Source organism: Pseudomonas sp. DD1 (assembly GCF_044510355.1).
In the GTDB taxonomy this organism is placed as follows: Bacteria; Pseudomonadota; Gammaproteobacteria; order Pseudomonadales; family Pseudomonadaceae; genus Aquipseudomonas; species Aquipseudomonas shahriarae.
The window spans coordinates 297,334-322,583 of sequence record NZ_MSAJ01000011.1 but is presented as its reverse complement, the minus strand read 5'-3'; the positions used below and the strand labels follow the sequence as shown (position 1 = coordinate 322,583).

The window sequence follows — 25,250 nt, the reverse complement described above, 5'->3', positions numbered from 1 at the left end:
TGAGCACCATAGCCTATTCCTGCAGGAGCCGGCTTGCAGGCTCCTGCAGAGGGCTGATCAATCTTTGCGTTTGCGCACCAGTTTCATGACGACCACAAAGAACACCGGCACAAACACCACCGCCAGTGTCGCCGTGATCATGCCGCCAATCACCCCGGTCCCAATCGCCTGCTGGCTCGCCGAACTGGCGCCGGTGGCAATCGCCAACGGCACCACGCCCAGAATGAACGCCAGCGAAGTCATGATGATCGGTCGCAGACGCAAGCGTGCGGCCTTCAATGTCGCGTCAATCAGGTCTTCGCCCTGGTCATACAGGTCCTTGGCGAACTCGATGATCAGGATCGCGTTTTTCGCCGACAGCCCGATGATCGTGATCAAGCCGACCTTGAAGAACACGTCGTTGGGCATGCCGCGCAGCGACACCGCCATGACCGCGCCCAACACGCCCAACGGCACCACCAGCAGTACCGAAGTGGGGATCGACCAGCTCTCATACAGCGCCGCCAGGCACAGGAACACCACCAGCAGCGACAGCATCAACAGCAGCGGCGCCTGGGAGCCTGACAAGCGCTCCTGCAAGGACAACCCGGTCCATTCCTGGCCCAGGCCGGCTGGCAATTGGCTGACCAGACGCTGGATTTCTTCCATCGCCTCGCCAGTGCTATGACCGGGTGAGGCTTCACCCGAAATAGCGATGGCCGGGTAACCGTTGTAACGGGTCAACTGCGCCGGGCCCTGGACCCAGCGCGCTTCGACAAACGCCGACAGCGGCACCATCTTCCCGGCGTTGTTGCGCACATGGATCTTCATCAGGTCTTCGACCTGGCTGCGCTGGTCGCCTTCGGCCTGTACCACCACGCGCTGCATGCGGCCCTGGTTGGGGAAGTCGTTGATGTAGGCCGAGCCAACGGCCGAGGACAGGATATTGCCCACATCGGCAAACGACACGCCCAGGGCATTGGCCCGCTTGCGGTCCACCTCCAACTGCACTTGCGGCGCCTCGGCCAGGGCACTTTCGCGCACATTGGCCAGGATCGGGCTTTTTTCCGCAGCCGCCAGCAGTTCGGTACGGGCTGCCATCAACGCGGCATGGCCGACGCCGCCCCGGTCCTGCAAGCGGAACTCAAAGCCGCTGGAGGTACCCAGGCCATCCACCGGTGGTGGCAGCACGGCATAGGCCATCGCATCCTTGAGTTCGGTAAAGGCCATGTTGGCGCGATCGGCAATCGAGGCCGCCGAATCGTCGCTGCTGCGCTCGGACCAATCCTTGAGCGTGGTAAACGCCAGCGCCGCGTTCTGCCCGGAACCGGAGAAGCTGAACCCCATGATCATCGTCGTATCACCGACGCCCGGCTCGGTGGCGTTATGCGCTTCGATCTGCTCGGCCACCAGCACCGTACGGTTCTTGCTCGCGCCCGGCGGCAACTGGATATCGGTGATGGTGTAGCCCTGGTCTTCCACCGGCAGGAACGAGGCGGGCAGGCGGCTGAACAGGAAGCCCATGCCCACCAGCAGGACCAGGTAGATCAGCAGGTAGCGGCCGCTGCGCTTGAGGGCATAGGCAACCCAGCCTTCGTAGCGGTCGGTCAGTTGTTCAAAGCGCCGGTTGAACCAGCCGAAGAACCCACCCTTGGTATGGTGCTCACCCTTGGCAATCGGCTTGAGCAACGTGGCGCACAGGGCCGGGGTCAAGGACAGGGCGAGAAACGCCGAGAACAGGATCGAGGTGGCCATCGACAGCGAGAACTGCTGGTAGATCACCCCCACCGAACCCGACATAAAGGCCATCGGCAGGAACACTGCCACCAGCACCAGGGTAATGCCGATGATCGCCCCGGTAATCTGGCCCATGGCCTTGCGTGTGGCTTCCTTGGGCGACAGGCCCTCAGTCACCATGATCCGCTCGACGTTCTCCACCACCACAATCGCATCGTCCACCAGGATGCCGATGGCCAGCACCATGCCGAACATGGTCAGCACGTTGATCGAGAAACCCAGCAACAGCATGGTGGCGAAGGTGCCCATCAGTGCAATCGGCACCACCAGCGTCGGGATCAGGGTGTAGCGGATGTTTTGCAGGAACAGGAACATCACCGCAAACACCAGCGCCATCGCCTCCAGCAGGGTGTAGATCACCTTGGTAATCGAGACCTTGACGAACGGCGAGGTGTCGTAAGGGATCTTGTACTCGACATTGGTCGGGAAGTAGCGCGACAGCTCATCCATCTTTGCCCGCACCAGGGTCGCGGTGCTCAAGGCATTGGCGCCGGGCGACAGTTGCACGCTGACGGCGGTGGAGGGCTTGCCGTTCAGGCGCGTGGAGAACTGGTATTCCTGGCTGCCGATCTCGACCCGCGCCACATCACCAATACGCACGGTGGAACCGTCCGGGTTGGCCTTGAGCACAATGTCGGCAAACTCGGCCGGCGTGGAGAGCTGGCCCTTGACCAGAATCGACGCGGTGATTTCCTGGGTATTGGTGCCCGGCAGATCACCGATGCTGCCGGCCGAGACCTGGGCGTTCTGCGCGGTAATCGCCGCATTGACGTCGGCCGGGGTCAGGTTGAAACCGATGAGCTTTTGCGGGTCGATCCAGATCCGCATCGCCCGCTCGGCGCCGTACAGCTGGGCCTTGCCCACGCCGTCGAGGCGCTTGAGCTCGTTCATCACGTTGCGCGCCAGGTAATCGCTGAGCGCCACGTCGTCGAGCTTGCCGTCGCTGGAGGTCAAAGTCACCAGCAGCAGGAAGCCGGCGGACACCTTCTCCACCTGCAAGCCTTGCTGGGTCACGGCCTGCGGCAGGCGCGGCTCCACGGCCTTGAGGCGGTTCTGCACATCGACCTGGGCCATTTCCGGGTCGGTGCCCGGCTGGAAGGTCGCGGTGATGGTGGCCGAGCCGAGGCTGCTCTGGGATTCGAAATACAGCAGGTGGTCGGCGCCGTTGAGCTCCTGCTCGATCAGGCTGACCACGCTTTCATCCAGGGTTTGCGCCGAAGCGCCCGGGTACACCGCGTAGATTTCCACTTTCGGCGGCGCGACGTTGGGGTACTGCGCCACCGGCAACTGCGGGATGGCGAGGGCGCCGGCCAGCAGGATAAACAGGGCGACCACCCAGGCGAAGATCGGGCGGTCAATAAAGAACTGCGGCATTGTCTCTGATCCCTTTGATTACTGGCCGGCTGCCTGGGCGACAGGCGCGACGCTGGCATCCACTTCGACTTTTTCGCCGGGGCGTGCGTGTTGCAAGCCTTCGACGATGATGCGGTCCCCGGTCTTCAGGCCGCTGTTGACCACCCAGCGATCATTGATCGCCGCGCCCAACTCCACCGGCTGCTGGCTGACGTTCTGCTCGGCGTCCACGAGCAACACCATGGGGATGCCGGCGCTGTCACGGGTGATTGCGCGCTGCGGCACGCTCAGGCCTTGCTGGTCGACCGCTTGCTCCAGGCGTACGCGGATAAAGCTGCCGGGCAACAGGTCGAGGTCCGGGTTGGGGAATTCGCTGCGCAGGATGATCTGCCCGGTACCGGGGTCTACGGAAATCTCCGCGAACAGCAACTTGCCCGGCAGCGGGTAGAGGCTGCCGTCATCCTGGATCAGCGTGGCCTTGGCCTGGTCCTGGCCCACTTGCTTCAAATGCCCGGCGCGGAAAGCGCGGCGCAGGTCATTGAGTTCGCGGGTGGATTGGGTCAGGTCGGCGTGGATCGGGTCCAGTTGCTGGATCAGCGCCATGGGCGTGGCTTCGTTCTGTCCCACCAGGGCGCCTTCGGTCACCAGCGCGCGGCCGATACGCCCGGAGATCGGCGCGGTCACGGTGGCATAGCCAAGGTTGAGCTTGGCGCGTTGCACCGCTGCCTGGTTGGCCGCGACATCCGCGGCGGTTTGCCGGGCGGCGGCGCGGGCGTTGTCGTAGTCCTGGGCGCTGATGGCATTGCCTTCGACCAACTGGCTGTAGCGCTGCTCTTGCAGGCGCGCCTGGAAGGCATTGGCCTCGGCCTTGCGCAGGCTGGCCTGGGCGCTGTCGAGGTCGGCCTTGAACGGCGCCGGGTCAATACGGAACAGCACGTCGCCCTGTTTGACGTCATGGCCTTCCTTGAACACCCGTTGAAGCACCACGCCCGCAACCCGGGCGCGCACTTCGGCGATGCGCGGTGCGACGATCCGCCCACTCAGCTCGCTGCTGATGGACAGGGGCTTGGCTTCGAGTGTTTCGATCCGCACCTTGGCCAGGGGCATTTCGGGGGTGTCGCCTGCGGAGTTGCCACACGCACCCAGGGCCAGGGTCAGTGCCAGCAGGCAAAACGGCGCAAACAGATTCTTTGACATGCTCTTATCCCAATATTGACTGGCGCATCCTACGGGCGCCCCCGACTCGGTGCTGTGAAGCTGTGTAGGTGGTCTGTGAAGAAATGTAAGGTACGGCGCACGCCGAGGCGCGTGCGTATATCCTTCACGGCTGTGGATCCTAACAAGCTCTTCTGATCAATGACGATCTAATGTGAAACTGTATTATTTGGAAACACCATGCCCAACATCCTCCTGGTCGAAGACGACGCCGCGCTGTCCGAGCTGATTGCCAGTTACCTTGAGCGCAATGGCTATCACGTCAATGTGCTCAGCCGTGGCGACCATGTGCGCGAACGGGCGAGGCTCAACCCACCAGACCTGGTGATCCTCGACCTGATGCTGCCCGGCCTCGATGGCCTGCAAGTCTGCCGCCTGCTGCGCGCCGATTCGGCCGGCCTGCCGATCCTGATGCTCACCGCCCGCGATGACAGCCATGACCAGGTGCTGGGCCTGGAAATGGGCGCCGACGACTACGTGACCAAACCCTGCGAGCCACGGGTGCTGCTGGCCCGGGTGCGCACCCTGTTGCGCCGCAGCAGCCTCAGCGAGCCACAGGCGGCCAACGACCAGATCCTGATGGGCAACCTGTGCATTGACCTGTCGGAACGCGCCGTGACTTGGCGCGAGCAGACGGTGGAGCTGTCCAGCGGCGAATACAACCTGTTGGTGGTGCTGGCCCGGCATGCCGGCGAAGTACTCAGTCGCGACCAGATCCTGCAGCGCCTGCGGGGCATCGAGTTCAACGGCACCGACCGCTCGGTGGATGTGGCCATCTCCAAGCTGCGCCGCAAGTTCGACGACCATGCCGGCGAGGCGCGCAAGATCAAGACGGTATGGGGCAAAGGCTATCTGTTCAGCCGCTCCGAGTGGGAATGCTGACACCATGTTCCGCGCCCTGATCCGTCTCTACCTGCTGACCATCGTGACCTACAGCGCAGCGATCTACTTGATCCCCATGGGCATCATCGAGGTCTTCCACGACCGCTACATGAACTACAACATCGAACAGTCTCGTGGCTTGCAGAGCCTGATCGTGCGCCAGTACCACAGCCGGCCGGTGGAGCGCTGGTCCGAGGTCACCGACCAATTGGCACGGGATTTTGCGCCGCTGAAGGTGCAACTGATGCATCGCCAGGACGCCCGCTACACACCCGACGAGGAGCGACTGCTGGAGCAGGGCAAGCCGGTGATCCGCCTGGGGGAGTGGGGCTTGATGGAGGAGATCAGCTCGCCGCTCAATGGGCAGTTGGCGGTTAAATTGACCATCCCCCCCGACCCGCTGGACATGAACCTGCTGTACTGGACCATGAACGTACTGATCGGCGCGGCGTTGCTGGGCGGCCTGTTGATCTGGCTGCGCCCGCATTGGCGCGACCTGGAGCGCCTCAAGGTCACCGCCGCGCAGTTGGGCCGGGGCCGCCTGGAGGAGCGTACGCATATTCCCCCCAGCTCCAACATCGGCAGCCTGGCGGCGGTATTCGACACCATGGCCAACGACATCGAGCACCTGCTCAACCAGCAGCGGGACTTGCTCAATGCGGTGTCCCACGAACTGCGCACACCGCTGACCCGTCTGGATTTCGGCCTGGCCCTGGCGTTGTCCGAAGACCAGCCGGCCGCCAGCCGCGAGCGCCTGCAAGGCCTGGTGGCGCATATCCGCGAGTTGGATGAGCTGGTGCTGGAGCTGCTGTCCTACAGCCGCCTGCAAAACCCGGCGCATCTGCCCGAGCGGGTGGAGGTGGTGCTCGATGAGTTTATCGACAGCATCCTGGGCAGCATCGACGACGAGCTGGAGAACCCGGAGATCGTGATTGATGTGGTACTGGAGTGCGCCGTGGAGCGTTTTACCCTCGACCCACGCCTCACCGCCCGCGCCCTGCAAAACCTGCTGCGCAATGCCATGCGCTATTGCGAACGACGGATCCAGATCGGCGTCAAGGTCTGCGCCAAGGGCTGTGAAATCTGGGTGGATGACGATGGCATCGGCATCCCCGAAGAGCAGCGCGCCCGGATCTTCGAGCCGTTCTACCGCCTGGACCGCAGCCGCGACCGCGCCACCGGCGGCTTCGGCCTGGGCCTGGCGATCAGCCGCCGGGCGGTGGAAGCACAAGGCGGCACACTCACGGTCCAGGCCTCGCCACTGGGCGGCGCACGCCTGCGGCTATGGTTGCCCACCTGAAAACACCGGCAACTGTCTGTCTAGAGCGGGTTTGTGTTTTTATGCAGTCCTGCTTTTGGCACATGCACAGCCTTACCGGCCCTGATACACCCTTGCTATAGTTCGGCCCTTATCAGCCGCCAGTCAAGGATCACTGCCATGTCCGAATACCAAGCCTTTGTCGTCGAACTGCACGGCAACGTCGCCCATGTGCAGATTAATCGCCCGGAAAAGATCAACGCCATGAACGCGGCGTTCTGGAGCGAAATCGTCGAGATTTTCCAATGGATCGACGACACCGACGCTGTACGCGCCGTGGTGTTGAGCGGCGCCGGCAAGCATTTTTCCTCGGGCATCGACCTGATGATGCTGGCCTCGGTGGCCAACGAATTTGGCAAGGACGTGGGACGCAATGCGCGCCTGCTGCGGCGCAAGATCCTGCAACTGCAGGCCTCGTTCAATGCCGTGGATAATTGCCGCAAGCCGGTACTGGCGGCGATCCAGGGCTATTGCATCGGCGGCGCCATCGACCTGATCAGCGCCTGCGACATGCGTTACGCCGCTGACGACGCGCAATTCTCGATCAAGGAAATCGATATTGGTATGGCCGCCGACGTCGGCACCCTGCAACGCCTGCCTCGCATCATCGGTGACGGCATGCTGCGCGAACTGGCCTACACCGGGCGCACCTTCGGCGCCGAAGAAGCGCGCAGCATCGGCCTGGTCAACCGCACCTTTGCCGACCACGCCAGCCTACTGGCCGGGGTGATGGACCTTGCCGCGCAAATCGCCGCCAAATCGCCGATTGCCGTGACCGGCACCAAGGCCATGATCAGCTATATGCGTGACCACAGCATCAACGACGGCCTGGAATACGTTGCCACCTGGAACGCTGCTATGTTGCAATCCAACGACCTGCGCGTGGCCATTGCGGCCCATATGAGCAAGCAGAAACCCGAATTCGTGGATTGACTGAATATGACCCCAGGCTGGATCACCACAACGCTGCTGGACAACGACGCCCCCGGCGGCTGGGCTGTGGCCCGTAGTCGCGAAGGTTTTTTACTCGATGACAACGGGCCGCTGTTTCCCCGGGAATGGCTCAAGCGCCAGGACCTGTCGGTGATGGCCGAACATGGCATCGGCCATCTGGACGGCGAGCCGGTGTACCTGCTGGAGCTGAACAGCCCTGGCGATGTGCCGGGTTGCCGCTGGCAGGGCCTGCGGGCGTTTATGCTGCAGGGCGATCACCGTCTGTACAAAGTCCTGGGTTATGCCGCGCAAATCGGTACCTGGGCCCGCGAGCACCGCTTTTGCGGCAGTTGCGGCCAGGCGATGGTGCAGGTGCCCCGCGAGCGCGCAATGTTCTGCCAGGCCTGCGACCTGCGCAGTTACCCGCGCATCTCACCGAGCATGATTGTGCTGATCACCCGTGGCGATGAGATTCTGCTGGCGCGTTCGCCGCGTTTCGTCACTGGGGTCTACAGCACCCTGGCCGGGTTTGCCGAGCCTGGGGAATCTGCCGAAGACTGCCTGATCCGCGAAGTGCACGAGGAAGTGCAGGTGCAGGTGCAGAACATCCAGTACGTGGGCAGCCAGTGCTGGCCGTTCCCGCACTCCATGATGCTGGGCTTTCACGCCGAGTATGCCGGTGGCGAAATCGTGCCCCAGGCCGACGAGATTGAAGATGCGCAGTGGTTCAATATCCACCAGTTGCCACCGTTGCCGGCCTCGCGCTCGATTGCCCGCTACCTTATCGACCTGTATGTGGCGCGCCGTCTAGGCCACGCTGAACCAGTGCTGCCAGGCTAGGCGCACGGTCAGGCCGAGGACCACGGTGATAAACACCGGGCGAATGAATTTGGCGCCGCCGCTGATGGCACTGCGTGCGCCAAAGAACGCGCCCACCATCACCGACAGGCCCATGCTCAGGCCGACAATCCAGTCCACCGAACCGTTGAAGATAAACACCGACAGCGCCGCCGCGTTGCTGACGAAGTTCATGCTGCGCGCCACGCCGCTGGCCTTGACCAGGTCCACGGGGTACATCAGCAGGGTGCTGACGGTCCAGAATGCGCCGGTGCCGGGACCGGCCACGCCATCGTAGAAGCCCAGGGCCAAACCCTGGGTCGACTGCCACTTCTTCTTGATCGGCGCATCGGCGTCCAGCGGCGCCTTGGGCGTACCGCCAAACAACAGGTAGATACCGCAGGCGAAGACGATCACCGGCAGCATCTTGTTCAGCCATTCGGCGGGCAGGTAATGGGCGACGATGGCCCCCAGCAGCGCGCCGACCAGGGTGCCCACGATCGCGTGGACCCACTGGCGCGGATGGAACAGCTTGCGCCGGTAGAAGGTAAAACTGGCGGTGGCCGAACCGAAGGTCGAACTCAGTTTATTGGTGCCCAGTACCAAATGGGGCGGCATACCGGCGGTGAGCAGGGCCGGGGTGGTGAGCAAACCACCGCCGCCGGCAATGGCGTCGATAAAACCGGCAATAAAGGCAACCACGGCCAGAATGGCCAGGGTGGTGAGGTCAACGCTGAGTTCAAAAGGCATGGAGGCGACTTATTTTCGGCGAGGCGCAGAAGGGGCTGCGCTAAAGTCCGATAGCTTACCTATAACCGAATGTTACGGCGACTGTTGCACACGCTCCATCCCTCGCCACGGTGTTGCGCTACCAACAGTGATCCAACAAATAGCCCGCCCGGGCAACATGGCCGATAGGTCGGTCGGCACGCAAACGCCCCAGCCCAGGGGCTTTGCCAACCCTGGCACGTTTGCTGCTCTACCCCTGTACATTCCCTGTGTGCGAGGTGCCGAACGATGACTCAGCAAGCCGTGAAATTTGCCTATTGGGTGCCCAATGTCAGTGGTGGCCTGGTGGTCAGCAAGGTTGAACAACGTACCGACTGGGGCATCGACTACAACCGCAAGCTGGCCCAGTTGGCCGAGGCGGCGGGGTTTGAGTATGCCCTGACGCAAATCCGTTTCACCGCCGGCTATGGTGCTGAATACCAACATGAATCCGTGGCCTTCAGCCATGCGTTGCTGGCGGCCACGACCCAACTCAAGGTGATCGCCGCGATCCTGCCGGGGCCCTGGCAACCGGCGCTGGCGGCCAAGCAATTGGCGACCATTGATCAACTGACCCAAGGCCGGGTGGCGGTGAACATCGTCAGCGGCTGGTTCAAGGGCGAGTTCCAGGCCATTGGCGAGCACTGGCTGGAGCATGACGAGCGCTATCGGCGCTCCGAAGAGTTTATCCGCGCGTTAAAAGGCATCTGGACCCAGGACGATTTCACCTTCAAGGGTGACTTCTACCGGTTCAACCATTACAGCCTCAAGCCCAAGCCCCTGACTCAGCCGCACCCGGAAATTTTCCAGGGTGGCAGCTCCCGGGCTGCGCGGGACATGGCGGCGCGGGTGTCGGACTGGTATTTCACCAACGGCAACACGCCCGAGGGGATCAAGGCCCAGGTCGATGATATCCGCGCCAAGGCTGCGGCCAATCACCATTCGGTAAAAGTCGGGGTCAACGCGTTTGTGATCGCCCGCGACACCGAGCAAGAGGCCCAGGCGGTGTTGGCCGAGATCATCGACAAGGCCGACCCGCAGGCCGTCAACGCCTTTGGTGATGCCGCCAGGCAGGCGGGCAAGGCCTCGCCCGAAGGTGAGGGCAACTGGGCCAAGTCCAGCTTCGCCGATCTGGTGCAGTACAACGACGGCTTCAAGACCAACCTGATCGGCACCCCTCGGCAGATTGCCGAGCGCATCGTCGCGCTCAAGGCGGTGGGGGTGGACCTGGTGCTGGCGGGCTTCCTGCACTTCCAGGAGGAGGTGGAATATTTCGGCCAGCGCGTATTGCCCCTGGTGCGCGAACTCGAAGCCAAGGCCGCGGCGACCGGCAGCGCCAGGGCGTTACCGGTATAGCACCACCGCCGCCCGCAGCTGACGGCTGCCAAAACGGCACATCCGCTCGAACTCCCCGTGGCTGACCGGCAAATGCTGGCAGTCCATGGGGCGGCGATGCTGGCTATGGTCCACGTCGGGATCATGCAGGTAGACAAACTCTTGATCACAGTCAGTCACGATCACCCAGTGCGGTGACTTGGAGCGCGTCAGCCGGTAGCTGCTGATCAGCACCAGTGGCTGGCCGCCATCACCGAGGACCTGCGCCAGGTCCAACGCACCGCCGAATACCTGCTGCACATCACTGTTGGCCAAATCCTCCTCGAACCCCTCATGCACCAGGCGCATCACCTCTTTTTTATGCGGGTCGCGCACCCCATCGAGAAACAGCGGCCCGCGCACGTTGACCTGCATGCGCACCTTAAACCCCCGGCGCCAGGCAGCCAGGGCCAGACCTTGGGGGCTGCAGCCGCCGTGGCCGGCGGTCATGAACACGGTGGTTGCTTCGCGCCAGATCTGCAGCTCTTCGCGGCGCAGAGACTCACGCCCAGGTAACAGGGCGCCCATGGCCATCAACAGGCAGGCTGCGCCGCAGGTGAAGTCGGTGGTCTGCTGGTAGTAGGGCACTCTCAAGGCCCGCGCGTCAGTGTGCTGGAGGATGCGTTTTTCCAGGCGCAGGGCGTCGGTATGGTCGGCGTAATAGTCGTTGATCAGGGCAAAGCGCCGGTAGCCACTGTGTTCATACAGGGCAATAGCGCCAGGGTTGTCGGTGCGCACCTCAAGGCGCAGGTACGCACAGTCGTGCGCCACGGCGCAGGCCTCGATGCGCGCCAGCAATTGCTTGCCCAGGCCCATGCCCCGGGCCGGCGCGGCAATGGCCAGGGAGTACAGGCGCGCCAGCGAGGTGCCGCGATGGAACAGCACCAAGGCATAACCCAGCAATTGCCCGGTATTTTCGGCCACCAGCAGCTGCGCATGGGCGCGGCTGATCATCCACTGGAAACTGCGGGCAGACAGCCGGTCTGTGGTGAAACAGTGCTGTTCCAGGGCCACCAGTGCTGGCAGGTCATCCAGGGTTGCAACGCGAAAGAAAAGAGTCATATAACCGCCGTAAAAGTTGCGTAACTAAACGAGACTTCCGTGAAAGATCGTGCTTAATAGAAAAGGTCAAGTTCTCTAGCGGATCAATCAATATGTCAGCGGTACAAAGTCATTGGCGAGAAGTATCCGAGCAAACCGTCGCGGCGACAATAACTTCCGGCGGATATTTTTCTACACCGCCCAAGAGTGCAAGCCAAGTTGTGATTATTGTAGAACGCAAGGAAGACTGGGCCTCGTACTTCCCCAGTGAAGATATTGTCACTGCCCAGGAATACCTCGAACACCCCCGGGAGAACGAGGCCGGCAAACGGGTCCAGGTCATCAACCTGTGCCGCAGCTACAAGTACCTGGGGCATGGCTATTACTGCTCGCTGCTGGCCGAGGCGCGGGGGCACAAGGTGATTCCGTCGGTGCGCACCATCAGCGAATTGACGAAAAAATCCTTGTATGGCCTGGCCCTGGATGACCTGGATAAAACCCTCGACAAAGCATTGAGTCATCACCTCTACAGTAATACCGAAGGTTTTACCCTGACCCTTTATTTTGGTCGAACCAATATTGAGCCGTTGCAGGATTTGGCCCGGCAGTTGTTTGAAGCGTTTCCTTGTCCGATCTTGTTAGTTGAGTTTCGCAAGAATAACGGCTGGCATATCGAAGGCATCAAGTCCGGGGTGCTGCATAAGTTGCGCGATGATCAGGAAGATCAATTCGCCCACGCCCTGGACAACTTCAGCCGCAGGATCTGGCGTCAACCGCGCTCCCGGCGCCTGGCCCGTTATGACCTGGCAATCCTGCATGATCCCCAGGAGCAGCTGCCGCCGTCCAATGCCAAGGCCCTGGAAAATTTCGTGCGGGTGGGCAGGGGCTTGGGGATTGATGTCGAGCTGATTGAGCGCAAGGACTACGCGCGACTGGCCGAATACGACGCCTTGTTGATCCGCGAAACCACCAGTGTCGACAACCACACCTATCGCTTCGCCAAAAAGGCCGAGAGTGAAGGGCTGGTGGTGATGGACGACCCGGCGTCGATCCTGCGTTGTACCAATAAGGTCTACCTCACGGATCTGCTCAACAGCCATCAATTGGGCATGCCCGCTACCGAAATTCTGTACAAGGAACGACCGGAAGATTTCGAACGGGTTGGCGAGCGCCTGGGCTTCCCCCTGGTGCTGAAAATCCCCGACGGTTGTTTCTCCCGAGGGGTGATCAAAGTGGAAAGCCAGGAGGCGCTGCTGGCCGCCACGGCAGAGTTGTTCGAACACTCGGTGTTGCTGCTGGCCCAGGAGTTTTTCTATACCGAGTACGACTGGCGCATCGGCGTACTCAACCGCAAGCCGATCTTTGCCTGCCAATACTTTATGTCCAAGGGCCATTGGCAGATCTACAACCACAAGGCCATCGGCCAGGATATCAACGGCGAGTGCCGGACCCTGGCGGTGCACGAGGCGCCCAAGGCCGTGGTGGAACTGGCGGTCAAGACCGCTAACCTGATCGGTGATGGGTTGTACGGCGTGGATCTGAAGCAGTCCGGCGACAAGGTGGTGGTGATCGAGGTCAACGACAACCCGAACATGGACGCCGGGATCGAAGACGCCTACTTGCAGGACGACTTGTACTCCCTGGTGCTGGAGGAGTTCGTGCGCCGCCTGGAGCTCAAACGCCAGGGCCAGGTCTGGTGATCTGCTTTGAGCTCAATGAGGGCGCGCTGCGCCGCACCGAGCGCGAAAGTGCCGAGGTCCTGCTGTTCAGCAACCCCGACAGCGATGAGCGTGAATTGCTGCGCGAGCGCTACAAGGTCGATGAGCACGCGCTGGCGTCGGCACTGGATCCGGACGAGGTGTCGCGTATCGAGTTCCATCCAGACAACCTGTTTCTGATCTGGAAGCGCCCGCAAAACTACTCCGGGGGCAGCAACCTGGTGTTTGAAGTGTCGTCCTGTGGCTTGCTGTTTTCACCGGACCGCCTGCTGGTGATCGCCACCGACGACAGCCAACTGTCCGGCCTGGGCGCGCGCCGGCCGCTGCATACACCGTTGGATGTACTGCTGGACCTGCTGCTGAACAACATTCACCACTATCTGGGCCACCTCAAGGTGATCAAGCTGGTCGCCCGGGAATTGCAGCAGCAGTTCAACGCCTCCATGAGTAACCGCCACCTGATGCAAATGTTCAGCCTCAGCGAGAGCCTGATCTATTACATCAACGCGCTGCACAGCAACGGCGCGGTCTTGACGCGTTTGCGCAACCATGGCGAGAAGGAGCATTTCAGCCCGCAGACCCTGGGCTTGATCGACGACCTGATCATCGAGAACAACCAGTGCTACAAGCAGGCGGAGATTTATTCCAATGTGTTCTCCGGGCTGATCGACGCCCGGGGCAACCTGATGAACAACAGCATGAACAACCTGCTGCGCAAGCTGACACTGATCAACGTGGTGTTCCTGCCGCTGAACCTGATCGCCAGCATTGGCGGCATGTCCGAGTTCAGCATGATGACGGCCGGCACGCCGTGGTGGGTGGCGTACCCGCTGTTTTTGCTGGCGATGGCGTTGGGCGCCGCAGGGATGGTGCTGGGGCTCAGGCGGATTGCCAGGGGCGGCGACAAAGCAGGGTGACTGGGCCCCACTTTGCTGCCGGTGTGGGAGGCTTCAGGCACCCGCCTGCAGCGTCAGCACTTCAAAGCCATCCGCAGTGACCGCCACCGTATGTTCCCACTGGGCCGACAGGCTGTTGTCGCGGGTCACCACGGTCCAGCCGTCCTTGAGGCTGCGCACTTTGGCGCTGCCCTGGTTGAGCATCGGCTCGATGGTGAACACCATGCCTTCGCGCAGGGTGAGGCCGGTGCCCGGGCGGCCGAAGTGCAGGATTTGCGGCTCTTCATGCATTTCCCGGCCAATCCCGTGGCCGCAATACTCGCGCACCACGCTGTAGCCATTGGCCTGGGCATGGCTTTGAATCGCATGGCCGATATCCCCCAGGCGCGCGCCGGGTTTGACCTGGCGAATACCGGCCCACATGGCCTCGAACGTCTGCTCCACCAGGCGCCGCGCCTTGGGCGCGACAGCGCCGACCATGTACATCTTGCTGGAGTCGGCGATAAACCCGCCTTTTTCCAGGGTGATGTCGATATTGACGATATCGCCGTCCTTCAACACATCCTTGGCATTTGGCATGCCGTGGCACACCACTTCATTGATGGAGGTGTTGATGCAGAAGGGGTAGTCATACTGCCCGAGGCTGGCGGGGCGGGCCTGCAGGTCCTGGCGGATAAACGCCTCGACGGCCGCATCCAGTTCCAGGGTGGTCTGGCCGGCCGCGACCCGGCTGTCGAGCATCGTGAACACCTGGCCCAGCAGGCGCCCGGCTTCGCGCATCACGGCGATCTGTGCAGGGGTCTTGATCATCAGCTGCGCCCCCGGATCAGGTCGGGTTTGTCGAGCAACAGCTTGTTGATCAGATCGTTGTAGGCCAGGTGTGGATTGAGTTCGGCCAACAGGCCGATCTTGATCCAGAACTCCGCCTGGGCGTTGATGGAACGGTCCATGGCGGCGCTGGCCAGACGCAGTTGTTCATGCAGTTGATCGGTGATCTTGACGATGCCCATGAGCTTCACTGTGTAGTGATTGATATACAAAGCGTATATGTTTCGTATATCGCCCGTAAAGCCCTGCAGTTGACTTGCCACAAAGCGCCGGTTAGTTTTGCGCCATGACCGTTCAAACCTATCGTTCCCAGCCAAGCATTATTACCGCCATTCCTCATTTGGCGGGATAGCGTTCGGCTGTACCCAAACCCGCCCTAGAGGCGGGTTTTGTTTTTCCGTCTCCAGGGCCCCGTAAAACGCCAGGAGACACCCATGAGTAGCCCCTTGCTGCTTGAGCAATACGTGAAGAAGATCCTCGCCGCGCCGGTCTACGACCTGGCGGTGCGCACCCCCTTGCAGGCGGCCCCGGCACTCTCGGCGCTGCTCGGCAATCAGATCCTGCTCAAGCGTGAAGATCTGCAGCCGACGTTCTCCTTCAAGATCCGTGGCGCCTACAACAAACTGGTGCAACTGAGCGATGAGCAAAAAGCCCGCGGCGTGATCACGGCCTCGGCGGGCAACCATGCCCAGGGTGTGGCGCTGGCGGCGCGTGAGTTGGGAATCAAGGCGACGATAGTCATGCCCAGCACCACGCCTGAATTGAAAGTGCTGGGCGTGCGCTCACGAGGCGCTGAGGCGGTGTTGCAGGGCGCGAGCTTCCCGTTTGCCCTGGCCCATGCATTGCAGTTGGCTGAACAGTCGGGGGGCACCTTTGTATCGCCCTTCGACGATCCCGACGTGATCGCCGGGCAGGGTACCGTGGCCATGGAAATCCTGCGCCAGCAGCAAGGTGCGCTGGACGCGATCTTTGTCCCGGTCGGCGGGGGTGGGTTGATCGCCGGCATCGCGGCCTACATCAAGTATTTGCGCCCGCAAGTGCGGGTGATTGGCGTGGAACCTGAAGGCTCCAGCTGCCTGCTGGCGGCCCTGGATGCCGGTGAGCGGGTGATACTGCCCAGCGTGGACAGCTTTGCCGATGGCACCGCAGTGGCGCAGATCGGTGCCCACGGTTTTGAAATCTGCCGTCATTATGTTGATGAGGTCATCACCGTCAGCAATGATGAACTGTGCAGTGCGATCAAGCTGATCTACGACGACACCCGCGCCATCACCGAACCCTCCGGCGCCCTGGCGGTGGCCGGTATCCGCCGCTACGTGACACGTACCGGGGCCCAGGGGCAGACACTGGTGGCGATCAACTCCGGGGCTAATATCAACTTCGACAGTTTGCGCCACGTGGCCGAGCGGGTGGCGGCGCGAGAGCACCGATTGAATGTGGAAGTTGCCGAGCTTTAGCAAAGTCGCCCCCTATGGGAGCGGGCTTGCCCGCGATGGCGGTGGTTCAGTCACTATTCTCGGCGGCTGACAGACCGCCATCGCAGGCAAGCCAGCTCCCACATTTGATTTGTGGTGTGGCCATACTTTCCGGCTCGCAGAGCCCCCAGTGGGATGGTTCAGTCATTATTTTCGGGGGCTGACAGACCACCATCGCAGGCTAGCCAGCTCCCACATTGGGTTTGTGGTGGGGCCATACTTTCCTGCTCGCAGAGCCCCCAGTGGGGTGGTTCAGTCACTATTTTCGGGGCTGACAGATCGCCATCGCAGGCAAGCCAGCTCCCACATTGGGTTTGTGGTGGGGCCATACTTTCCTGCTCGCAGAGCCCCCAGTGGGATGGTTCAGTCATTATTTTCGGGGGCTGACAGACCGCCATCGCAGGCTAGCCAGCTCCCACATTGGATTTGTGGTGTGGCCATACTTTCCTGCTCGCAGAGCCCCCAGTGGGATGGTTCAGTCATTATTTTCGGGGGCTGACAGACCGCCATCGCAGGCTAGCCAGCTCCCACATTGGGTTTGTGGTGGGGCCATACTTTTCTGCCCGCTGAGTTCTCCCTGTGGGAGCGGGCTTGCCCGCGATGGCGGTGGTTCAGTCACAGCAACTGGTGGCTGACGCAGCGCTGTAGCAGGCAAGCCCACACATATTCAGGCTGTGGTGTTACTGCGCGCTTGCCTTCTCGACGGTAGGCGATGCCGACCAGATGCGGTAACGCACTTCGACATCTTTTGGAACATATAAAACGATGGGTAATTTGCTGTTGTAACGCAGCACAAAACCGTCACCGACCACCGGCACAAAACCCTCGTGGGTCTTGCCTTCGGGGCAGGCCATCAGGGTGCTCATGGGGCCGCTGACCTTCTCCAGGCGGTAGAACGGGTAGCCCCAGCCTTCGAGGTTTTTCTCTTCCAGCACACCACCGAGCCGTTGCTGGTTGCAGTCCACCGGCAAGGTTTTACCGGCGAGGATTTCAACCTTGAAGTCCTGTTCCTGGGGCTTTGCCGGCAAGTGGATGACCTGGCGAACCTGGCCGGCATCGGCCTTGGGGTAGGGCGCGATATCTTCCAGCTTGGCGGCATTGGCCTGGGCGGCCAGCACGCTCATGGCCAAAACGGAAAACAGAGTGGAGGGCGAAGAAGTCATGGGACGTCCTTATCTTGGGGTCAATAAAACAGTCGCGGCCACGATGCACGCCAACGTCCGGCAATGCAAACCAGCAGCAACGCATATAAGGGTAGCGGGTGCTTATGAGGAAAGGATCCTACGCCGACAGGCACAAGGAGTAGGCTTTGCAGTTGAACGCGCCTGCCAGGGTTGGCAAGGCGTGCAGTCAACCGTCCTGACGCGGCGGTCAGACTATTGATAGCTATAAAAATTCATTGGCGGTCTCAAAAAAGGAGAGGTTTAGCCATGTTTTCGGAATTGGAGTTACGCGGCCTTATTGAAGGAAGCTTCCTGCCCAGACGTTGTGAATGCATCAAGGCCCAGGATGCGTCGTTGACCATCAAAATCTACGACGACGATGGTACCGACCTGACTGTCACCGGCATCCAGGCCAATAAACTCGACAGCAGTCGTGCCATCTGCAATCTGATCACCGAGTTGCGTGAGGATCTCAAACACGCCCATGCACCCGCCCCGCGCAGGGCGGGCGCCAGGCTCTACTGATCAGCCCACGGTTGGTTTGCGGGCCTGGATAAACCCCAGGCCCAGCAGTAACTCCGTGCCCACGGCCAGCAGAATTCCCGGGCCGGCATGGCCATTGAGCCATTCGCCAATCCCTAGCGCGGCCAATCCCAGGCAACCGACAATAAACCCCGATACCAGCGCGCTGCGCGTGGGTGACGGGGCGGTATGGCGCAAGCGATAAAACATGATGCCGATTGCGAGGAACAGCATGGCATTGCGTCGCGCCACCAGGCCGCTGGCATCGGTGTATTCCACTCCCCAGAGCCACAGTAGCAGGTCGGGCCGCACTCCCCAGGCAATCGCAAGGGCCAGGCACAGCACGGCGGTGAAGGTGGAGAGTGCGTGGAAACTGATGCGCATGGCGAGTCCTTTCGGCCGTTTCAGAAGGGCCCAAGCCTACGCTGTGAGGTAAGCCTCAGACAAATCCGATACGGCAGCTTCCCTTCTCACTGCTAGTGTTTCGCCACATTTTTCGCCAGTGGCTGAGGTAGTGCGTGCAGCAAAAAATCGCAGCAGAATTTCTCGGCACCTTTTGGTTAACCTTTGGCGGCTGTGGCAGCGCCATCCTGTCGGCCGCGTTTCCGGGCCTGGGTATTGGGTTTAGCGGGGTCGCCCTGGCGTTTGGCCTGAGCGTGTTGAGCATGTCCTATGCAGTGGGCAGCATCAGTGGCGCGCATTTCAACCCGGCGGTGACTGTCGGCCTGTGGGTCGGTGGGCGGTTGCCGGGGCTGGATGTGCTGCCCTATATCATTGCCCAGGTCGCCGGGGCGACGGTGGCGGCGGCGATTCTCGCACTGGTCGCCAGTGGCCGGCCGGGCTTTGAAATCGGCGAGTTTGCCGCCAATGGCTATGGCGCGTTAAGCCCGGGGCAGTACAGCCTGCTGGCCGCCGTGGTGGTGGAAAGTGTGGGCACCTTCTTCCTGGTGTTTATCGTGATGCGGGTGACTGCACCCGGTGTGGCGCCGGGGTTTGCGCCGATTGCCATCGGCCTGACGCTGACCCTGATTCACCTGGTGTCGATTCCCGTGACCAATACCTCGGTCAACCCGGCCCGCAGCACCGGGCCGGCATTGTTTGCCGGGCCTGATTACCTTATGCAGCTCTGGCTGTTCTGGCTCGCGCCCCTGGTTGGCGGTGTGATCGGCGCGTGGGTGGCCCGGGCAATACGGGAGCGCCCCTAATCGCGATTACCCGTGCAATTGATGGCGGTAGGGCAGGTCTGGCCCGGTCTTGCCGCAGGTCAGCGCCGCGGCGCTGATGGCAAACCTGAGCATTGTGTCGATCTGTTCCCTGGTCAGGCTGCGCACACCCTCCACGCAATCCAACTGCTGTTCGGTGAGCCAGGCAATCAGGGCGGCCTGGAAGGTATCGCCGGCGCCCACCGTATCAGCCATCACCACCTTGAGCGCCGGCGTCGACCAGTTGCCATGCTGGCGACTAAACACACTCGCGCCATCGCCGCCACGGGTCAGGAAAACCAGCTGGCAACGGTGCTGCAACCAGTCTTGCAGCACGCTTTCGGGGGCCTGGCCTGGGTAGAGCAGGTGCAGGTCTTCATCGCTGACCTTGATCAGGTCGGCATGCTGTACCCACTCGGCCACGCGCTGGCGCCATAGTTCGATATCCGGCTGCGGGTTCAGGCGCACATTCGGATCGAGGCTGATCAAGCGCTTGCCGCTTTCCCGGCGGACCAGGGCCAGCAGGCTGTCGGCGACCGGCTGCACCACCAGGGAAAACGAACCAAAATGCAGGCCGCGTACCCGAGTATCGAGGGCGGGCAGATGCTCGAGCTGCAACTGCCGATCGGCACAGCCTTCACCCCGGAAGCTGTATTGCGGCGAGCCATTGGCCCCCAGGGCGACCATCGCCAGGGTGGTCGGTGCGGCAAACTCCACCAGGTACTCGTCGCTGACCCCTTCATCCCTGAGCACCTGGCGCAGGCGTTGGCCCAGGTAGTCGCTGGACAACCCGGCGAACAGCCCGGCCTCGATCCCCAGGCGGCGCAAACCTACGGCCACATTGAACGGCGAGCCGCCGGCAATCGCCTTGAAATCGACTTTGGAAGCCTGCCCGCCGGCGTCCTCCTGGCTGAAAAAATCAAACAGCGCTTCGCCACACACCAGATACATAGTTACTCGCTCTTAAAGGGTTGCCACATGCTGTTGATAGCGTTCATAGGCCTGCTGGTTAGCCTTGACGCTGGCGGCCACAGGCTGGGTGCGGCTGGCCGGGTCGAGACTGACGCAGCGTGCACACAGTGCCTGCAGGCTTTCGCCGGACTGGCACCACGCGGCCTGGATCGCCGCGCCCAGGGCTGCCGCTTCGCTTTGTTCGGTACAGATCACTTCGGTGTCCATGATATCGGCGACCATCTGCCGCCACACCGGGCTTTTCGAGCCGCCACCGATCAGGCGGATACTGTGGCTTTGCAGGCCGGTCTGGCGCAACAGGTCCAGGCCCTGGCGCAAGCCGAAGGTGGTGCCTTCGACCACCGCGCGGCACAGGTTGGCACGGGTCAGGTTGGTCATGGTCAGGCCGTGCAGGCTGCCGGTTGCGTGGGGCAGGGCGGGCACGCGCTCGCCATTGAGAAACGGCAGCATGCTCACGCCCTCGGCGCCAATCGGCGCCTGGGCCACCAGGGTATTGAATGCCACCAGGTCCAGTTCGAACAGTTCGCGGATGACCCCGGTGGCATTGGTCAGGTTCATGGTGCAGATCAGCGGCAGCCAGCCGCCGCTGGAGGAACAGAATGTCGCCACTGCAGCCTGGGCGCTGACATTCGGTTGGTCGGCAAACGCGTACACGGTGCCCGACGAACCGAGGCTCATGGTAATCACCCCAGGAGCAATATTGCCGGTGCCAATCGCTCCCATCATATTGTCGCCGCCGCCACTGGACACAATGGCACCGGGGTTGATCCCCAGGCGCTCGGCGATCGCCGGCAGCACAGTGCCCAGTGCCTGATTGGCTTCGATCAGGGTTGGCAACGCCGCTTCCAAGCACCCGCTGGGGTCGATATGCCGCAGCAACGGCAAATCCCATTGCCGGGTGCGCACATTGAAATAACCGGTACCCGAGGCGTCGCCATACTCGGCGCAGGCACGGCCGGTGAGCCAATAGTTGAGGTAGTCGTGGGGCAACAGGAGATGGGCGATCCGCGCAAACACCTCCGGGTGTTGCTCCAGGGTCCATAACAGCTTGGACACGGTGTAGCCCGGTGCGATCGCTACGCCAAGCCGCTCCAGGGCGCCGCTTTCACCGCCCAGGTGTTGCAGCAGCCGGGCGTTTTCCGCGCTGGTTTCGGTGTCGCACCACAGCTTGGCCGGGCGCAACACCTGGCCCTGATCGTCGAGCAGCACCAGGCCATGTTGCTGCCCGGAAACGCCGATGCCGAGAATGTCCTGGCCGTCCACGCCGGCTTGCTGCAAGGCGCGGTGGGTGGACTCGGTCAAGGCGTCCAGCCATTCCTGGGGGTGTTGCTCGCGACGGCCGTTGGCGCCGCTGATCAGGCTGTGTGCAGCCGCGCCCAGGCCCAGCACCTTGCCGCTGGCGGCATCGAGGACGATGGCTTTGGTGCCTTGGGTGCCGCAGTCGATGCCCAGAAACAGAGATTGGCGAGTCATGGTGGTTACTCAGCAGGCAGTAGGGTGAAAACCCGATCAATGTGGGTTTCTTCAGTGGGTAAGTCGTTTCAGGGTCTCTGTGACACCGTTATCGCGCAAACTGGCAAAACACCGCTCAAACGCTGCCACAAATTCCGCCGAGTTGGGAATCGCCGTGCCAAAAATCTCTTCTACACCCAGCAACCGCTGACTGATCAATGCGTCATCCGCCACCAGCTCCTGGCAGAAATCGGCGCGGGGGTCGGGGATTCGGTAGCGCACGCCGTTCTCATCCACGCCCTGCAGGTACAAGGCCCAGGCCGCCACCACCAGTGCCGCCCGCTCGGTGTCGCGGCCCTCGGCAATCAGGCGATTGATGGTCGGTACGGTGAATTTGGGAAACTTCGACGAACCATCGGAACACACCCGCTCCAACTGATCGGCAATCGCCTGGTTGGAAAAACGCTGCACCAGGGTCTGCTTGTACTCGGTCAGGTCAATGCCCGGCACCGGCGCCAGGTGGGGGGTCACGTCCAGGTCCATGTAGGCACGCATATAGGCGACAAACAGCGGGTCGTTCATGGTCTCGTGGACAAACCGATAGCCCTTGAGAAACCCCAGGTAGGTCAGGGCCAGGTGGCTACCGTTGAGCAGGCCGATCTTCATTTCTTCATAGGGCGTGACGTCATCGGTGAACTGCACGCCCACCTGTTCCCAGGCCGGGCGGCCGTTGACGAACTTGTCTTCCAGCACCCATTGCACAAAGGGTTCGCACACCACCGGCCAGGCATCGTCGACGCCGTGTTCATCATGCAATTGCAGGCGGTGCGCGGTGCTGGTCATCGGTGTGATGCGGTCGACCATGGCGTTGGGAAAACTCACATTGGCCTGGATCCAGTCATGCAGGTCGGCGTCGCGCAGCGCAGCGAAGGCCAGCAGCGCCTTGCGGGTCACGGCGCCGTTGTGCGGCAGGTTATCGCAGGACATCACCGTGAACGCCGGGATGCCTGCAGCACGGCGCTGGGTCAGGGCTGCGCAGATAAAGCCGAACACCGTGGTGGGGGTGTCGGGGTGGGCCAGGTCGTGCTGGACCTGCGGCAGATGGGCCATAAACTCGCCGTTGCTGTCGTCGATGCAGTAGCCGCCCTCGGTGATGGTCAGCGAGACGATGCGAATCTGTGGGCTGGCCAGTTTGTCGATCAGCGCCTGGGCCCCGTCTTGGGCCAGCAGCATGTCGCTGATGGCACCGATTACACGCACTTCGGTGTCGTCGGTATCGCCCAGTTCGTACAGGGTGAACAGATAGTCCTGGCCGGCCAGGTCATCCCGCGCCTTGCGGTCTTCGGCGCGCAAGCCAACGCCGCAGATGCTCCAGTCGAGGCCGACCCCAGTGTTCATCAGGGCGTCGGTGTAGTACGCCTGGTGCGCGCGATGGAAACCGCCGACGCCGATATGGGCGATGCCCTGGCGCGTATCGGCGAGGGTGTAGGCGGGCAGGCGCACTTCGGGCGCCAGTTGCGTGAGGTTTTGCTTATTGAGTTTCATCAACGGTTCTCGCGAAATCAGGCGGCGGCGCGCAGTGGGCGAGCCACGGCAACACCGTCGGTGTCGAACAGATGGCAGTGTGCCGGGTTCAGGTGCAGTTGCAGGGTCTCGCCATACTGGCTGGCCATATCGCCACGGATCCGCAGGGTCAGCGGCTCGCCATTGGCGGTGAGCACATGGCAGAAGGTGTCACTGCCCAGGCGTTCGCCAACGTCGGCGGTGACGGTCAGGGTGGTATCGCCCGGTGCGGCCAGCTCCAGGTGTTCGGGGCGAATGCCCAGGGTCACTGCGCTGCCGACGCTCAAACTGGCGCTGCTCAATGGCAGGCTGATCAGGGTCCCGGCCTCCAGCTGCACGTCGCAGCCCTGGCCGTCGACACGGGTCACCTGGCCCTTGAGAAAGCCCATTTTCGGCGTCCCCAGAAAGCCCGCGACAAACAGGTTGGCCGGCTGGTGATACAGCTCCAGCGGCGAGCCGACCTGTTCGATGCGCCCGCTATTGAGCACCACCACCTTGTCCGCCAGGGTCATGGCTTCGACCTGGTCGTGGGTCACGTAAATCATGGTGGCCTGCAGTTCTTTATGCAGGCGCGCCAGTTCCAGGCGCATTTGCACGCGCAAGGCGGCGTCGAGGTTGGACAGCGGCTCGTCGAACAGGAAGATCTTCGGGTTGCGCACAATCGCCCGACCGATGGCCACGCGCTGGCGCTGGCCGCCGGACAGCTGCTTGGGCTTGCGCTCCAGCAGCGGCCCCAGCTCGAGGATGCGTGCCGCTTCACTGACTTTGCTGTCGACGATCTGTTTGTCCACACCGGCCAGGTCCAGGGCAAACGACATGTTCTTGCGCACGCTCATATGCGGGTACAGCGCGTAGGTCTGGAACACCATGGCCAGGTCGCGCTTGGCCGGGGTCACTTCGGTGATATCGCGGCCATCGAGCTCGATGGTGCCTTCAGTCACTTCCTCAAGGCCGGCAATCAGGCGCAGCAGGGTTGACTTGCCACAGCCCGACGGCCCGACGAACACCACGAACTCCTTGTCGTTCACTTGCAGGTCGATGCCCTTGATGATGGAGAAGCCTTCGAAGCCTTTTTGCAGATTCTTGATTTTCAGGTTGGCCATGATGGGCCTCCTCTTTATAAGGGGTCGTTATTTCACTGCGCCAAAGGACAGGCCGCGCACCAGTTGCTTCTGGCTGATCCAGCCGAAGATCAGGATCGGCGCGCAGGCCAGGGTCGAGACGGCGGACAATTTGGCCCAGAACAAACCTTCGGGGCTGGAGTAGGAGGCGATCAATGCGGTCAACGGCGCGGCATTCGAGGAGGTCAGGTTCAGCGACCAGAACGCCTCGTTCCAGCACAGGATCAGCGACAGCAACACGGTGGAGGCCAGGCCGCCCTTGGCGATGGGCAGCAGCACCCGCACCATTTCCTGCCACAGGGTGGCGCCGTCCAGGCGGGCGGCTTCGAGGATGTCCTTGGGGATGTCCTTGAAGTAGGTGTAAACCATCCACACCACAATCGGCAGGTTGATCAGGGTGTAGATGATGATCAGCGCGATGCGCGTATCCAGAAGGCCCATGCTCTTGGCCAGCAGGTAGATGGGCATCAGCACGCCCACCGGGGGCAGCATCTTGGTCGACAGCATCCACAGCAGCGTGCCCTTGGTGCGCTGGGTTTCGTAGAACGCCATGGAGTAGGCCGCCGGCACCGCAATCAGCAGGCACAAGGCGGTGGCGCTGAAGGAAATCACCACCGAGTTCCATGCGAAGCTTGCGTAGTTGCTGCGCTCGTTGATGTGCAGGTAGTTCTCAAGGGTGGGCGTGAATATAAATTGCGGCGGCGTGGCAAAGGCGTCGATTTCGGTCTTGAAACTGGTGAGCACCATCCAGAAGATCGGGAAGAAAATCACGATCGCGATGGCCCAGGCCAGGGTGCCGAGCAACAGGCTTTGCAGGCGGCGGGATTGTTGAAGTGTCATG

23 protein-coding genes are annotated in these 25,250 nt (G+C 62.0%); 10 read left to right on the top strand and 13 right to left on the bottom strand.

Annotation, left to right across the window (positions count from 1 at the left end; translation table 11 throughout):
* Positions 1-57: 57 nt before the first annotated feature.
* Positions 58-3,150 (bottom strand): multidrug efflux RND transporter permease subunit, encoded by a 3,093-nt coding sequence (locus tag PSFL_RS09285; protein WP_397469940.1) that lies wholly within the window; start codon positions 3,148-3,150, stop codon positions 58-60.
* Between the two features lie 18 nt (positions 3,151-3,168).
* Positions 3,169-4,326, bottom strand: coding sequence for an efflux RND transporter periplasmic adaptor subunit (locus PSFL_RS09280; RefSeq protein WP_057436667.1), 1,158 nt, complete (start codon positions 4,324-4,326; stop codon positions 3,169-3,171).
* A gap of 198 nt (positions 4,327-4,524) precedes the next feature.
* Here PSFL_RS09280 and PSFL_RS09275 point away from each other — a divergent pair, with 198 nt between their 5' ends.
* The 4 genes from PSFL_RS09275 to nudC all read left to right on the top strand — a co-directional run bounded on the left by PSFL_RS09275 (position 4,525) and on the right by nudC (position 8,317).
* Positions 4,525-5,226: a response regulator transcription factor gene (locus tag PSFL_RS09275; RefSeq protein WP_057436665.1), complete on the top strand. Its 702-nt coding sequence runs from the start codon at positions 4,525-4,527 to the stop codon at positions 5,224-5,226.
* A 4-nt stretch (positions 5,227-5,230) separates the two neighbouring features.
* The gene (locus PSFL_RS09270) at positions 5,231-6,526 is read left to right on the top strand and encodes an ATP-binding protein (RefSeq protein WP_397469939.1); all 1,296 of its coding nucleotides are present in this window, start codon (positions 5,231-5,233) and stop codon (positions 6,524-6,526) included.
* 138 nt (positions 6,527-6,664) lie between these two features.
* On the top strand, positions 6,665-7,477 hold the full coding sequence (locus PSFL_RS09265) for a crotonase/enoyl-CoA hydratase family protein (RefSeq protein WP_057959447.1): 813 nt from the start codon (positions 6,665-6,667) through the stop codon (positions 7,475-7,477).
* 6 nt (positions 7,478-7,483) lie between these two features.
* Positions 7,484-8,317: an NAD(+) diphosphatase gene (gene nudC, locus PSFL_RS09260; RefSeq protein ID WP_057436654.1), complete on the top strand. Its 834-nt coding sequence runs from the start codon at positions 7,484-7,486 to the stop codon at positions 8,315-8,317.
* Here nudC and PSFL_RS09255 read toward each other — a convergent pair.
* Entirely contained in the window at positions 8,285-9,064 is a 780-nt protein-coding gene (locus PSFL_RS09255) for a TSUP family transporter (RefSeq protein WP_057436653.1), read from the bottom strand. The genes nudC and PSFL_RS09255 overlap by 33 nt on opposite strands.
* 267 nt (positions 9,065-9,331) lie before the next feature.
* Between PSFL_RS09255 and sfnG the strand changes: the two genes are divergently transcribed.
* Positions 9,332-10,438, top strand: coding sequence for a dimethylsulfone monooxygenase SfnG (gene sfnG, locus PSFL_RS09250; RefSeq protein ID WP_057436652.1), 1,107 nt, complete (start codon positions 9,332-9,334; stop codon positions 10,436-10,438).
* On the opposite strand, the gene PSFL_RS09245 is transcribed toward sfnG, so the two are convergent.
* Positions 10,427-11,518, bottom strand: coding sequence for a peptidase C39 family protein (locus PSFL_RS09245; RefSeq protein ID WP_397469938.1), 1,092 nt, complete (start codon positions 11,516-11,518; stop codon positions 10,427-10,429). The genes sfnG and PSFL_RS09245 overlap by 12 nt on opposite strands.
* Before the next feature lie 92 nt (positions 11,519-11,610).
* Between PSFL_RS09245 and PSFL_RS09240 the strand changes: the two genes are divergently transcribed.
* A complete protein-coding gene (locus tag PSFL_RS09240) occupies positions 11,611-13,197 on the top strand; it encodes a RimK family protein (protein ID WP_115128273.1) in 1,587 nt (528 codons plus the stop codon).
* Positions 13,191-14,132, top strand: a complete 942-nt coding sequence (locus PSFL_RS09235) for a magnesium transporter CorA family protein (RefSeq protein WP_057959452.1) — start codon at positions 13,191-13,193, stop codon at positions 14,130-14,132. The genes PSFL_RS09240 and PSFL_RS09235 overlap by 7 nt, the downstream gene beginning before the upstream one ends.
* 33 nt (positions 14,133-14,165) lie before the next feature.
* On the opposite strand, the gene map is transcribed toward PSFL_RS09235, so the two are convergent.
* Together map and PSFL_RS09225 are read right to left on the bottom strand one after the other, a co-directional pair.
* Positions 14,166-14,921, bottom strand: coding sequence for a type I methionyl aminopeptidase (gene map, locus PSFL_RS09230; protein ID WP_057436952.1), 756 nt, complete (start codon positions 14,919-14,921; stop codon positions 14,166-14,168).
* Complete coding sequence (locus PSFL_RS09225; protein ID WP_057436650.1) at positions 14,921-15,121, bottom strand: ParD-like family protein; 201 nt, start codon at positions 15,119-15,121, stop codon at positions 14,921-14,923. The genes map and PSFL_RS09225 overlap by 1 nt, the downstream gene beginning before the upstream one ends.
* A 252-nt stretch (positions 15,122-15,373) precedes the next feature.
* Here PSFL_RS09225 and ilvA point away from each other — a divergent pair, with 252 nt between their 5' ends.
* On the top strand, positions 15,374-16,396 hold the full coding sequence (gene ilvA / locus PSFL_RS09220) for a threonine ammonia-lyase, biosynthetic (protein WP_397469937.1): 1,023 nt from the start codon (positions 15,374-15,376) through the stop codon (positions 16,394-16,396).
* 698 nt (positions 16,397-17,094) lie between these two features.
* Here ilvA and eco read toward each other — a convergent pair.
* Positions 17,095-17,577 (bottom strand): serine protease inhibitor ecotin, encoded by a 483-nt coding sequence (gene eco / locus PSFL_RS09215; protein WP_289138739.1) that lies wholly within the window; start codon positions 17,575-17,577, stop codon positions 17,095-17,097.
* A 267-nt stretch (positions 17,578-17,844) separates the two neighbouring features.
* On the opposite strand from eco, the gene PSFL_RS09210 reads away from it, so the two are divergent.
* On the top strand, positions 17,845-18,102 hold the full coding sequence (locus PSFL_RS09210) for a DUF1652 domain-containing protein (RefSeq protein WP_057436646.1): 258 nt from the start codon (positions 17,845-17,847) through the stop codon (positions 18,100-18,102).
* Here PSFL_RS09210 and PSFL_RS09205 read toward each other — a convergent pair whose 3' ends face one another.
* On the bottom strand, positions 18,103-18,483 hold the full coding sequence (locus PSFL_RS09205; RefSeq protein ID WP_397469936.1) for a hypothetical protein: 381 nt from the start codon (positions 18,481-18,483) through the stop codon (positions 18,103-18,105).
* Positions 18,484-18,617: 134 nt separating this feature from the next.
* Here PSFL_RS09205 and aqpZ point away from each other — a divergent pair, with 134 nt between their 5' ends.
* Complete coding sequence (aqpZ, locus tag PSFL_RS09200; RefSeq protein WP_170044949.1) at positions 18,618-19,304, top strand: aquaporin Z; 687 nt, start codon at positions 18,618-18,620, stop codon at positions 19,302-19,304.
* 6 nt (positions 19,305-19,310) lie between these two features.
* On the opposite strand, the gene PSFL_RS09195 is transcribed toward aqpZ, so the two are convergent.
* From PSFL_RS09195 to PSFL_RS09175, 5 genes are read right to left on the bottom strand one after another with little or no spacing between them, the layout of a single operon-like run.
* Positions 19,311-20,252, bottom strand: a complete 942-nt coding sequence (locus PSFL_RS09195; RefSeq protein ID WP_397469935.1) for a carbohydrate kinase — start codon at positions 20,250-20,252, stop codon at positions 19,311-19,313.
* Positions 20,253-20,264: 12 nt separating this feature from the next.
* On the bottom strand, positions 20,265-21,746 hold the full coding sequence (xylB, locus tag PSFL_RS09190; RefSeq protein WP_198830712.1) for a xylulokinase: 1,482 nt from the start codon (positions 21,744-21,746) through the stop codon (positions 20,265-20,267).
* Between the two features lie 51 nt (positions 21,747-21,797).
* On the bottom strand, positions 21,798-23,270 hold the full coding sequence (locus PSFL_RS09185) for a mannitol dehydrogenase family protein (protein WP_057436640.1): 1,473 nt from the start codon (positions 23,268-23,270) through the stop codon (positions 21,798-21,800).
* A gap of 17 nt (positions 23,271-23,287) precedes the next feature.
* Complete coding sequence (locus PSFL_RS09180) at positions 23,288-24,391, bottom strand: ABC transporter ATP-binding protein (protein WP_057436638.1); 1,104 nt, start codon at positions 24,389-24,391, stop codon at positions 23,288-23,290.
* Between the two features lie 27 nt (positions 24,392-24,418).
* Complete coding sequence (locus PSFL_RS09175; RefSeq protein WP_057436636.1) at positions 24,419-25,249, bottom strand: carbohydrate ABC transporter permease; 831 nt, start codon at positions 25,247-25,249, stop codon at positions 24,419-24,421.
* Between the last annotated feature and the right edge of the window lies 1 nt (position 25,250).